Below are 11,978 nucleotides of genomic sequence, written 5' to 3'. Positions count from 1 at the left end.
TCAGCTCAATACCGCCGGCACTTCTGGCGGCGTGAAGTGGTTCCTGATTGTCGAAATGAATATTTCAGGGCTGACTACTTAAGGAATCAGCAGGCCAAATTGCAACGGGGCGTGGGGGCGGCGGCGGTCAAAAAATAAATGGCCTCACGATTCTGTTGTCCGCCGCATGTCACGAATTTTCACCAGCGGATAAAAGCCTGGCTTTTGCTATTTGGATAGACGGAGGTCTCCCTCTTCGCCGCTGCCTTCGCCGGTCTGGATGTTGGTGCCGATGGCAAAAGCGCCGACATCATCTTCAGTCCCGATGACCACCCGGGAAATCGTACCCTTTCCTGCCGTGGCCTTGATATTGATGGTGTCACCGTTTTGTTTGCTAGTGAAGATCTGAGGTTCGCTCGTGATCTGGTCATTGCCATAGAATACAGCGGCTCGAATTTTTGGACACGATCCAGAGCAGACCAAGGGGATGCTGAGTTCTGAGATGTCTTTTGAAAAATTGCTTGTGCCGGATTCAATGAATGTCATGACCAGGCGTTCTCCATGCAATGATTCGCCATATACACTGGTGCTGGTTCCTTGGTTGATGACTTTATCGCCATACCACGATGGGTCTGAGAGATCAAGAACGCTGATTGAATTCAAATCCCTGTTCAGCCTTGGCATGAGTTGCCTGTCGGCTTGAGTCCAGATGGGAAGATACTGCGATGACGTCAGCTCTTTTCCTGGAATAGCGGATCCAAAATGCCAGGCGGTTATGCCTCCGTCGTAGAACACATCTCTCATGGCGTCCCATTTGTCATAAAAGGCGTTCAAGTAGAGATCTACGCTTTTATCTTTGGAAGGGATGGGCGGGAAATTATAGTCATACCCAAGGGGCGGCACGACCGAAAATGATTCTTCATCGAATCCGCTGGGCCCGCTTGCAGGCAGAGTGACTTCGTTGTATGCATGTAAAGAGAAAAAATTATTTGGAAGGAGGTGGCCACTGAATAAGTTCAGCTTTCCTTCCGCCCGCATGCTAAGGATTTTTTCATCGTCGATGATGGCTGTGTCGGGGGTGCCGGTAATGCTGGAATCCAGGTATTTATCGGGCAGGTTCGACAGAAAAAAATGGTTGGCGTCGTTGTTCAGCAGGCTGTCTGGATTGGGTTCAGTCTTGAAGTCATGGTATTTGCTGGCTGCCGACAGCAGGGAGGCATCCACCGAATTCCATAGCCTGGTACTGACGACGTTGTAGCGTGCCAAGTCTGTGGCAAACAGGAATACCGCCAGCGCCAGCATGAAAAAAATCACAAACGAGACCGCGACAGCGCCTTGCTGATCGCTGTGCAGCGCGTGAAGATCTGATGCGTATTGTGGGTTTTTTCGGGTCATGTTTATTCGATCAAGGGGACGGCTTGAGCACTACGTGGCCGGAAAAATACGAAGGAGGACAGGGTTACGGTATCGTTGCCATTGAGTACAGACCATAAGTTTTTGCTTAGGGAAAAAGGCTGGTATTCAGCGCTGGTCTTGGCCATCATCAACTGGTCGCGCCCAATTGGCAAGGGGGCATTCGCGGGGAGTGGAGCGGCCGTGGCTTTTGCGCAATGGCTATCAGCGGGGCAGTTGGCCCCCCAACTGGGTTGCCAGGTGTTTGCGGGGTCGTGATCCGGGTCGTAAGTGTAAAAACTCACCGTCAAACCACCGTTCCGATAGGCCAAGGGCTGCATCAGTGTTGGCATGATTTTTTCATAAGTGCACAGATCGCCCGGGTTGGTGCAAGCCATGTCCTGGTTCAAGGTAAATTCTTTTTGCATGGCCAAACTGTTGGCCACGGAGAAGGCCGCGCGATCCACGACGGCAATCATCCGAAAGTATTGGTACATCTCGACCATGCCCAGCATCAGGAAAATCATGATAGGGATGACCAGGGCGGCTTCGATGGCGGCCGCGCCGTGTTCGGCGCGCAGGCCCGGCAGCCGGCGCGGCGGCTTGTTCAGAGGTGTCTTAGGGTTCATTTTGAACAATGACCGTGCGCTGGTAGGTAAAGGGATCAATGCCCATGAACCCCAGCATGCCGATGAACATGGGTTGGGTGAAACTGATCCGATATTGAACCATGTCTTTGGGGCCGCCACAGGAATTTGGCGTCTGGGGGAAATTCACCGGGTCGCTGGCGTACAGAACCTGAGCGCTGACCTGGACGCTGTTGGGTTTTGCCCAACCTGCCAGACCGTCTTGTATGGCGGATTTGAGCGAGTTGGTGCAGCTCCCGCGCAGGTCGATCCGGGCGTGCCGGGTGACTTGGCTGGCGGTGCGTTCCAGGGCCGCGTCGGCCATCATCATGAAACCGACTTCCAGACTGGCGAACAGCACCAGAAACAGCACAGGGGCCACAATGGCGAATTCCAAGGCTGCAACGCCGGTTTGCTGATGCCGCAGCGTCGAAAACAGTGACCTGTGTTGCCTCATGTCATGGCTGGAGTGTTATAGATTATTTGTATGGGTGGCTCAAGGCTTAGAGTACCGGATACCAGTACCATCCGTCTATGGTCTTGGGGGTTTGCACCCAGTTCGGCGCTTCGCCCCGGGCCAGCCTCGCCGCCAGCCGCGTCCCTTTGGCCTGGGCATTGGCGCAAACCAGCAGCGCACCGATGTGTTGTTGTTTGACGAGGGTTCTGGCCTGTGTGTCGTCGTCCTGCGCCCGCCAGATATGGTAGACGTTCAGGATGCCCTGGGTGTTGTGATGATAATTGCCGGCCAGGGTTCGATGGTGGGTAAACCATTGCAGACGCGGGCCATCGTTCAACGATATCAGCACGGTAGTCGGGGGCAGGGCGTTCAGGCTGTCGGCGATATCGGCCAGTTTGCATGCCTGGGGGGCATCGTTTGGCCGATCCCAATTTTTTTCTATGGCCGCGCTCAGGATGCTCAACAGCATGATAAGCACCGGGGCCATCAGCAGCAGGGCAGCCTGGTGCTGGGTGTGTACGGGCAGGTTGCCGGGGTTTTGCTGATGGAAGGCGGCTTTTTTTGATAGCCAGACCCCCCAGGCCAAGGCCCCCGTCAAAGCCGCCGCGGCACCCATGCGCATGTGCCAGGCGGCCAGCCCGGCATAGGCCAGGGCGGTCAGCGCCAGCACGCCCCACCACAGGCAGCGGATTTTGATGGACTGGCGCAGCAGCAGGATGCCGGCCAGCAGCGGCATCGCCACCCAAGCCAGGATTTCCGATGGTTTTCCGGCGGGACGAAGTTCGTTGATGTGGTTCCACCACAGGGTTTGCAGCTCGGTGGGCAGCAGGCCGGCCGGGCCGTTCAGCGCCCCGGGGGTCAGGGTCAGCCAGAGCCCGCCGCCGATGAGCGCGGCCAGACTGATCCAGCCTGCGCGGCTGATCAATGTCTGGCCGGGCCAAGTGGCCAGTTGGTCGGCCAGGCACAGCAGCAGCGCCAACACGCCGCCCCAGCCGAGCCAAGCCAAGCTGAGGTGATCCAGTGCCCAAGGACTGAAGGTGGGGGGCGGGGGATCTGTCAACCAGCCAGCCAACAGCAGCGCACACAGGCCCAAGGCCATCGGCCAGCAGCGGCTGCCGTCGGGATATTGCAGCCGCAGGCTGGTTTGCAGCGCAACCAGGCCGGTGATGAGTGGCATGGTCTCCGGGGAAATCCAGAGGCTCAGACCCAGGCATAGACCGGCCAGCAGGGTGGGGCGAATAATGGCGCGTGTGTTTTGTGTGCGGCTTGTTTTACCGAGGGATGGCTGTTGGGCGCTGGCTTGTCCCAGTATCAGCCAGGCCGCCGCCGCCAGTGGAACCAGCATGAAAATATGGTGGGTGATTTGCACCAGCTGCCCGTAGGCGTTGAGCCCCTGGCTGGTCATCAAGGCCAGCAGGGTGGCAAGGGCCGCCAGCCGTCCGCCTTGGCGCAGGATCGCCAGAATGCCGAACAAGTACAACAGCATCAGGCTGGATAGGGTCAGGCCTCCGCCCGCCAGCAGCAGGGCCTTGTCCCGAGACAGACCCAAACCCTGCAAGCCCCAGGTCAATTGCTGCATGGCCCAGGTATGAACAGCGGACCAATGCAAGTAGCTGCCGGATGGGCCGCCGTCGCGGGCCATGTATTGATAGCCGGTGCTGGCTTGCCAGTCGCGCACCAGCACCAGCTTGGTGTAGCTGTCCGGGTTGGGGAGGTGCTCCGCCCACAGGGCGGGGGCTTGGCTGAATGCTTTGAAAGCCAATACCAGGACGATCGCGGTCAGCGACAGGATCAGTGTCTTTTTTGCATTCAAGTTGTGTAACATGGCTTTTCCGCACCCGTACCGACTGTTTTGGTTCGGTGACCGCCTGCCGATTCAGCAGATATTCACCCGCTACTTCCATAAAACACGCCATGCTACCAAATCCCCGCGTTGCCCTGCTGATCCCCTGCTACAACGAAGCCCTGACCGTCGCTCAGGTGGTCAAGGACTTCCAGGCGGTCATCCCGGGTATCCAGGTGTATGTCTTTGATAATGCGTCTGTGGATGGCACCTCGGATATCGCCCGGGCGGCGGGCGCCCGGGTGCGCCAAGTGGCGCAGCGCGGCAAGGGCAGCGTGGTGCGCCGCATGTTCGCCGACATCGAGGCCGATTACTACATCATGGTCGATGGCGATGCGACCTACGATGCGGCCAGTGCGCCGCGCCTGCTGGCGGGCTTGGCCGACCAGCATCTGGACATGATGGTCGGCTGCCGGGTGGATGCGGGGCAGGCCGAAAACTACCGGCCTGGGCATCGGGCGGGTAATCGCCTGCTGACGGGGGCGGTGCGCCATGTCTTTGGCGGCGCTTTCACCGATATGCTGTCGGGCTATCGGGTGTTTTCGCGCCGCTATGTCAAGTCTTTCCCGGGACAGTCCGCAGGCTTTGAAATCGAGACCGAACTGACGGTGCATGCCTTGGAAATGGCCATGCCCTGGGGGGAACTCCCCACACCGTATGGCGCCCGGCCCGAGGGTTCGGCCAGCAAGCTGTCCACCTGGCGGGATGGCTTTCGGATACTGAGAACCATTCTGCGTTTGTACATGCTGGAACGCCCCCTGATGCTGTTTGGTTTCCTGGGGCTGCTGCTGTGTCTGCTGGGGGTGGGCCTGGCAGTGCCCTTGTTCATCGACTATGCCCACAGCGGGCTGGTGCCGCGCCTGCCCACGGCGGTGCTGGTGACGGGGCTGTGCATCGTGGGCTTGCTGTTGGCCGCTGTGGGGGTTGTGCTGGATTCCCTGGCCCGCGCCCGGCGGGAAATCCGGCGCTTGGCGTATCTGGCGGTGCCTTTGATGCATAAGGGCTGATGGCTGGTGTCGGTGTCATGGCTGTGAGCATAAAGATTTTGCGCGCGGGGCTGGATCTGCTTCCTTATGGTTTGCTGTTGGCCGGTCGTTTTGTCTTGCTGTGGCTTTTTGGCGATGACGCCGGGCTGCCTTCTTGGGTCTTGATCCAGCTTCTGTTTTCGTTATTTCTTTTTTATGCTTTTTCCTGCCTGATCCACCCCGCATACGCTGCGTTAAGCAGTTTATTGACAGAAGCGCTGTTGGTCGAAGCGAATGCGATCAAGGTCGGGCATACCGGGGTGCCTGTTTCTGCCCGTGATCTTGTCGAAGTGGGGCAGGCGGCTTCGTTGACGGGATACGCCTCGGTTGGCATGTATGTGACGGTTGTTTTGCTGGCGTTGGCGGTTTTTCTTGGCTGGAAGTATCGGGTTCGTGGCTGGCGGTCATGGCTTGGCAGATTGCCTTTTGGGTTGCCGTTGATGCTGCTGATATGGCTGTTTGCTTTTTCTGATGGGGCGGTTTCTGTACAAGGCAGAGAGTTTCTTTGTCGGGCGCATATATGTTATTACTCATGGAATCCTGTTTTTAACTCCAGGAAGAACGGCGCTCTGGCCCATCTTTTGATGACTTCCGAGGCAATCAGGACACCCGCCAAATCGGATCATGACTTCTATCGTCACGAGCAGTTGCCGTCCACGTTGCAGCCCAGCCGTCCTGATCTGATCATGATTCTTTGCGAATCGTGCTTTACGACGCTGGATGGGCGGTTCGATACGTCGATGAAGCTGTTGGCCGATGATGGCCTGATGCCTTTTTCTTTGTTAAGCCCGGTTTATGGCGGCAATACACCGGAGGCCGAGTTTGAAACCATAACGGGTCTTTCTTCCGCTGTATTCCCAGGTGTCGATTATCAAAATTTTTTTGACAGGTATCGGACGGATAGCGATACCCTGCCTCGCCGGTTCAGGGATGCGGGCTATTTTGCAGCGAGTTTGCATAACTTTAAATCGGATTTCTGGAGGCGTAATTTTGTGCATCCTTTATTGGGTTTTCAGAAGTCTGTTTTTATAGATGACATGGATCCCGGTGGGATGCTGTTGAATGGATTGCGTATTTCAGATGATATTCTATATTCAAGCGCGCTTGATCTTTACGAAAAAATCCCGAACGGCCAGCCAGTATTTCTTTATTTGATCACGATGCACACGCATGGTGATTATGCTGTTAGAAACAATGACTTCGGAGAGTCTGACTATCGCCAGCGTCTGTCCGAAAGCATGGAAGATATGCGAGAATTCTTGAAACGAATTCGTCTTGCTGCGCAGGGCAGAAAAAGGCCTTTGGCTATTGTTATATTTGGCGATCATAAACCGGCTTTGTCTCGCGTTTTTTATAATACTGGTGTTTTTCCAGCGCGCTTGTTCGATGCCCCCATTGCAGAACAGGGAAATCCTGGTTTTGTCCTGCAGCCAAGCTATGTTTTGTGGAAAGAGCGCGCTCGTGTCAGCGCTTTTGCCTGGCTGCCAGCGGGCGACAGGGAAACCAAGGAATTTGTTGACCGCTTGAATGATAAACCGATGTTCTGTCTGCCGGCTGAACTCAGCGGCTTGGTCGAGGGGCGGGATAATGCGTTCTGGTCTTCTGTCAATGGTATTTGCCAACAGCCTGATGCTGTTTTTTCCGGCGAGAAGGGCAATCCATGGGGGCGCTTCTTTCCCGAAGGGATTTATGCGGAAAGGCTGTTTTGATTCTGCTGGATTTTTATGAAGGCACGCAATCCTCGTGGATGAATCGCTCGCCGATGGGTGGCCCCGTGGGCTCGGGCGCATTCCAGCCTCTCGCTGTGGGTGACGCCGCCGCCCTGGTCGTGGGTGCGGTGCCCGATCAAGCGTGTTGCGCCCAGAGGGCCTGGATGGGGTCGCCTGGGTGGGGTTTTTCTGGCGAAACGCCTTTGCAGGGCCGCCGTGTGGCGCCATGTGGGTCTATCCTGCGGTATTTCGTCGGATAAGCCTGTTCGCTCGAAAGGGTCTTGTCCACTGACAAGCCGCTTCGTTGGCGGGGCACTGGTCGCCGTGACCTTTTTATCCGTCCGCATTTTTCCCGGCTGGCCGCTTGCCCGGCGGGTGTTCACAATGGGCTGCCCCTGTTCTGGATGCCCGCCATGACCACCCGCGCCGTGAACGACTACGACAGCCCCTGGAAAGAGGCGCTGGAATTATTCTTCCCGCAGGCCATCCAGCTGCTGGCCCCGGACTTATACGCGCTGGTGGATTGGTCAGCCCCGATTGAGTTCCTGGACAAGGAATTGCAGGCCATCCGGCATGCGGCGGTTCCAGCCCAGGGCCGCCAGGTGGTGGACAAGCTGGTCAAGGTGCGGCTATTGTCGGGGCTCCCTGTGTATTTGCAGGTGCACCTGGAAGTCCAAGGGCGGCTGGCCACCGAGGCGGATTTTCGGGCGTTTTCCTGGCGCGTCTTCCAGTACCACACGCTGTTGCAGATTCGTGAAATGCGCCGGCGGGGTCTGGCGGCCCCGCCGCCTATCTACAGCCTGGGGATACTGATCGACCAGCCCGGCGCTGAAGAAGCACCGGTCACGCAGTTGGCCCACCGGGATAAGTACCTGTCGCAAAAGACCGAATTCGTCTTTCCGGTTGTAGAATTAAGGCAATGGGCCAATCGGCTGGACGACTTGGACGCCCTGGCTCCGCACAACCCGTTCGCGGTGTTTGTGATGGCGCAAATCCAGGCGTCCCGCCACCCGGACAAGGCCACGCGGCTGCGGCCCTTGATCGACTTGATGCGACGCTTGTACGGCTATGGCTACGACCGGGATCGAATTGGTCAACTGGTGCGCCTGGTGGAATGGGTGGTGCGCCTGCCCACCGATCTGGAAACCGATTACTTGCAGGCTGCCCGGCAGCTGGCACAGGAGCATGAAATGAGCTACGTGACGATTGCCGAGCGGGTGTACACCCAGCAAGGGTTGAAGATGGGCATTGAGCAAGGCCAGGCCAATCTGTTGCTGCGTTTGGTCGAACGCCGCTTTGGCGCACAAGCCGACGACATCCATGAAAAAATCCGTTCGGCCAACAGTGCCCAGTTGGAAGCTTGGTCGTTGAACATCCTGGACGCCCAGGTCTTGGATGACGTGTTCAAAGATTAAGGTGCGCTACCGGCGTGCCGCCGTGCCGCAGCACGCCGGTTTATATAAAACTACCACTCCATGTCGTTGACAAGGCAAAGGCGTGCACTGCCCCCCCGGTTAGTACATTGACCGTCTGAACCGCGCAGGTTTTACGACACCAATACGATACGGTCATATCAGCACGACAATCATGACATTTTTAGCCGTCAGGATTTTTCCGGGATAGTGGTTTGCCGGGCTGGCATCCACAATGGCTGCACCCTGTTCTGGATGCCCGCCATGACCACCCGACCCGTGAACGACTACGACAGTCCCTGGAAAGAGGCGCTGGAATTGTTCTCCCCGCAGGCCATCCAGCTGTTGGCCCCGGATTTATACGCGCTGGTCGATTGGTGCGCGCCGATTGAGTTTCTGGACAAAGAATTGCAGGCCATCCGACATGCGGCGGTTCCATCCAAAGGCCGCAAAATGGTGGACAAGCTGGTCAAGGTACGGCTATTGTCCGGGCATCCCGCGTACTTGCAGGTGCATCTGGAAGTCCAGGGGCGGCTGGCCACTGAGGCGGATTTTCGGGCGTTTTCCTGGCGCGTCTTCCAGTACCACACGCTGCTGCAGATCCGTGAAATGCGCCGGCGGGGCCTGGCGGCCCCGCCGCCTATCTACAGCCTGGGCATACTGATCGACCAGCCTGGCGCTGGGCAGGCGCCGGTCACGCAGTTGGTTCATCAAGATAAGTACCTGTCGCAAAAGACCGAATTCGTCTTTCCGGTTGTAGAATTAAGGCAATGGGCCAATCGGCTGGACGACTTGGACGCCCTGGCTCCGCACAACCCGTTCGTGGTGTTCGTGATGGCGCAAATCCAGGCGTCCCGCCACCCGGACAAGACCACGCGACTGCGGCCCTTGATCGACTTGGTACGCCGCTTGTACGGCTATGGCTACGACCGGGATCGAATTGGTCAACTGGTGCGCCTGGTGGAATGGGTGGTGCGCCTGCCCACCGATCTGGAAACCGATTATTTGCAGGCTGCCCGGCAGCTGGCACAGGAGCATGAGATGAGCTACGTGACGATTGCCGAGCGGGTGTATACCCAGCAAGGGCTGAAGATGGGCATTGAGCAAGGTATTGAGCAAGGCCAGGCCAATCTGCTGCTGCGCCTGGTCGAACGCCGCTTTGGCGCACAAGCCGACGACGTCCATGAAAAAATCCGTTCGGCCAACAGCGCACAGTTGGAAGCCTGGTCATTGAATTTTGTGGATGCCCAGGTCTTGGATGACGTGTTCAAGGATTAAGGTGCGCTGCTGCCGTGCCGCAGCACGCCGGTTTATATAAAACTGTCGCGCCATGTCGTTGACAAGGCAAAGGCGTGCAATCGTGCTTTTTCTTATCCCATGGGTGGAACAGCGTTTGGGACGCGGCGCTCGAACGGTACGACGGTTTTTTAAAGAATATGCCCGGCTGATAAACAGTATCGGTTGGCGGTGCCCGAGGGCTATAAGCCCATGATGATCGGTGTTGTCTGACCCGTGATGTGACAAAATCGTCCCAAGCCTTCCCACGACAACGGTTCGGGCCCCCATCATGTTTACTTCTGAACGCAATCGGAAGGCCATCATGGGGAAGCTGGATGCGGCATACCGCCGCCTGTTTGAACACAAGGAACTGCTGCGCGACATCCTGGCCTGCGTGATGGATCCCGCCTTGTTCGATGCCCTTGATTGGCGGCGGATGCGGCCAATCAGCACGTCGCACATCAGTGACCGCTTGAAACAACGCACGGGCGATTGCGCATGGCTGGTTCCCTGGAAAGCCCAAGCCTTGGATGTGGGCCATGCCTCCGGCATCCGGCACGGCGCGGAACGCCCGCCACCTACACCTGCCTGAGCTACCAGACCTTGCTGCGCAACAAGCAAATCCGCCTGCCCCTGCCGCCGGCGTTGCCGGTCGTGTTCTACAGCGGATCGCGCCGTTGGGCGGCCGCACAGGATTTATCCGGCCTGGCGGGCAAAATCCCGGCGGCGCTGCAGGCGTACCAGCCGCAGATGCGCTACCTGTTGGTTCGTGAGCGCGACTTGCTGAAATCCATTGGCCGCCCCGGCCACAATCTGGCAACCCTGTTGTTTCGCTTACGGCATGGCCGTAACATAGCGCAGTGGCAAGAATCTTTGCACGCCTTGACCCGGGCCATCCTGGCCCTGCCCGAAAGCCAGGAACTGAACCGCAGCATCACTGCTTGGCTGGTGCTGATGATCGAACGCAATGCCACTTTGCCAGAATCCCTACCTCCGACCAACACCCTGCAGGAGCTGGACATGAGGATTGCCGAAGAACCCGGTATCTGGGTCAAACAGTGGCTGAAGGAAGGCCGAATCGAAGGCCAAGCCGATTTACTGCTGCGGCAGATCGAACGCCGCTTCGGTCAAGTTCCCGCCCCGGTCATCGAACGCATTCGTGCTGCACAGACGGCGGAATTGAAGGCCTGGTCGCTGAATTTTGTGGATGCGCGCACTTTGGCGGATGTGTTCCAGGGCTAAGGGTGCGGTTGTGCATCCCGCCTGCGGGCGCTCTTGAGCAGTCAAGGCAAGGCAATGAATTCCTGGTCATCCCCCACCGGCAGCTTCATACGCTGCTGTTGCCAATCTTCCTTGGCCTGTTCCAGGCGATCCTTGGATGATGACACGAAATTCCAGTAGATGAATCGCTCGCCGATGGGCTCGCCGCCCAGCAGCATGACGGTGGCGGGCTGCAACGCCGTGATCTGGGCGGGCTGCCCGGCGGGCAGGATCAGCATTTGTCCTTCGGCCAAGGGGTGGTGGCCGACTTCGATAGACCCCTGGGCCACGTAGACGGCGCGTTCTGCGTATTGGGTGTTCAGGCTGCGGCGCGCCCCGGCGGCCATGCGCCAGTGCAGGTAGAACAAGGGGGAGTGGGTTTGCACTTGCGCCGTCTGCCCGTCGATGGCGCCCGCGATCAGGCGGCTATGGACGCCGTCTTCGGTGAATTCGGGCAATTGATCGGCCCCTGCATAGTGGTGGAAGCTGGGGGCGGTTTCCTCGGCTTCGCGTGGCAGGGCCACCCAGGATTGGATGCCGTGCATGGTGGCCCCGTGGGCCCGGGCGTATTCCAGCCTCTCGCTGTGGGTGATGCCGCTGCCGGCGGTCATCCAGTTGACCGCGCCGGGGCGGATTTCCTGCAATGAGCCCAGGCTGTCGCGGTGAGTGATGGCGCCGCTGTACAAGTAGGTGACGGTAGACAGGCCAATGTGCGGGTGTGGCCGCACATCCAGTTCGCGCGGGGCGCCGGCGGCCAGTTCCAGCGGGCCCATGTGGTCGAAGAAAATGAAAGGCCCCACCATGCGGCGCTTGCGAAAAGGCAGCACGCGGCCCACGATGAAGCCGCCCCCCAGGTCGTGGGTGCGGCGGTCGATCAGGAGTGTGGCGTCCATGGGGTTTCCTTGTTTGGGTAGCCTGGATGGGCCGGGTGTTTTGTCTGGCGATCTGGCGAAACGCGTTTGCAGGGCCGCCGTGTGGCGCCATGCGGATCTATCCT

Annotated in this window: 11 protein-coding genes; 6 read left to right on the top strand and 5 right to left on the bottom strand. The window is 58.3% G+C overall.

Translation table 11 applies throughout. The features are described 5' to 3' along the window. Positions 1 to 207: 207 nt before the first annotated feature. The 4 genes from ACMHYJ_RS14010 to ACMHYJ_RS13995 all read right to left on the bottom strand — a co-directional run bounded on the left by ACMHYJ_RS14010 (position 208) and on the right by ACMHYJ_RS13995 (position 4,279). Complete coding sequence (locus ACMHYJ_RS14010; RefSeq protein ID WP_414246801.1) at positions 208 to 1,374, bottom strand: TadE/TadG family type IV pilus assembly protein; 1,167 nt, start codon at positions 1,372 to 1,374, stop codon at positions 208 to 210. 2 nt (positions 1,375 to 1,376) lie between these two features. Continuing rightward, positions 1,377 to 2,000 carry a TadE/TadG family type IV pilus assembly protein gene (locus ACMHYJ_RS14005; RefSeq protein ID WP_414246804.1) on the bottom strand — a complete coding sequence of 208 codons (624 nt, stop codon included), beginning with the start codon at positions 1,998 to 2,000 and terminating at the stop codon, positions 1,377 to 1,379. Then, positions 1,990 to 2,394 (bottom strand): TadE/TadG family type IV pilus assembly protein, encoded by a 405-nt coding sequence (locus tag ACMHYJ_RS14000; protein ID WP_414246800.1) that lies wholly within the window; start codon positions 2,392 to 2,394, stop codon positions 1,990 to 1,992. The genes ACMHYJ_RS14005 and ACMHYJ_RS14000 overlap by 11 nt, the downstream gene beginning before the upstream one ends. 106 nt (positions 2,395 to 2,500) lie before the next feature. Continuing rightward, positions 2,501 to 4,279: a hypothetical protein gene (locus ACMHYJ_RS13995; RefSeq protein ID WP_414246799.1), complete on the bottom strand. Its 1,779-nt coding sequence runs from the start codon at positions 4,277 to 4,279 to the stop codon at positions 2,501 to 2,503. Between the two features lie 89 nt (positions 4,280 to 4,368). Between ACMHYJ_RS13995 and ACMHYJ_RS13990 the strand changes: the two genes are divergently transcribed. The 6 genes from ACMHYJ_RS13990 (at position 4,369) to ACMHYJ_RS13965 (ending at position 10,963) form a co-directional block, all read left to right on the top strand. Further along, on the top strand, positions 4,369 to 5,304 hold the full coding sequence (locus tag ACMHYJ_RS13990) for a glycosyltransferase family 2 protein (RefSeq protein WP_414246798.1): 936 nt from the start codon (positions 4,369 to 4,371) through the stop codon (positions 5,302 to 5,304). Continuing rightward, the gene (locus tag ACMHYJ_RS13985; RefSeq protein WP_414246797.1) at positions 5,304 to 7,031 is read left to right on the top strand and encodes an LTA synthase family protein; all 1,728 of its coding nucleotides are present in this window, start codon (positions 5,304 to 5,306) and stop codon (positions 7,029 to 7,031) included. The genes ACMHYJ_RS13990 and ACMHYJ_RS13985 overlap by 1 nt, the downstream gene beginning before the upstream one ends. A gap of 413 nt (positions 7,032 to 7,444) precedes the next feature. Further along, positions 7,445 to 8,446 carry a DUF4351 domain-containing protein gene (locus ACMHYJ_RS13980; RefSeq protein WP_414246796.1) on the top strand — a complete coding sequence of 334 codons (1,002 nt, stop codon included), beginning with the start codon at positions 7,445 to 7,447 and terminating at the stop codon, positions 8,444 to 8,446. A gap of 261 nt (positions 8,447 to 8,707) precedes the next feature. After that, positions 8,708 to 9,721 (top strand): DUF4351 domain-containing protein, encoded by a 1,014-nt coding sequence (locus ACMHYJ_RS13975; RefSeq protein WP_414246795.1) that lies wholly within the window; start codon positions 8,708 to 8,710, stop codon positions 9,719 to 9,721. A gap of 289 nt (positions 9,722 to 10,010) precedes the next feature. Beyond that, entirely contained in the window at positions 10,011 to 10,313 is a 303-nt protein-coding gene (locus tag ACMHYJ_RS13970) for an Rpn family recombination-promoting nuclease/putative transposase (protein ID WP_414246794.1), read from the top strand. 11 nt (positions 10,314 to 10,324) lie between these two features. Continuing rightward, entirely contained in the window at positions 10,325 to 10,963 is a 639-nt protein-coding gene (locus tag ACMHYJ_RS13965; protein WP_414246793.1) for a DUF4351 domain-containing protein, read from the top strand. A gap of 41 nt (positions 10,964 to 11,004) precedes the next feature. Here the strand turns inward: ACMHYJ_RS13965 and ACMHYJ_RS13960 are convergent, their stop codons facing one another. Beyond that, positions 11,005 to 11,874 (bottom strand): pirin family protein, encoded by an 870-nt coding sequence (locus ACMHYJ_RS13960; RefSeq protein ID WP_414246792.1) that lies wholly within the window; start codon positions 11,872 to 11,874, stop codon positions 11,005 to 11,007. Positions 11,875 to 11,978: the final 104 nt, after the last annotated feature.

It is taken from the genome of Castellaniella hirudinis (assembly GCF_047468865.1).
GTDB classification, from domain to species: Bacteria; Pseudomonadota; Gammaproteobacteria; order Burkholderiales; family Burkholderiaceae_B; genus Castellaniella; species Castellaniella hirudinis_A.
The sequence above is the reverse complement of the archived record's forward strand: the minus strand, read 5'-3'. Positions and strand labels throughout refer to the sequence as shown.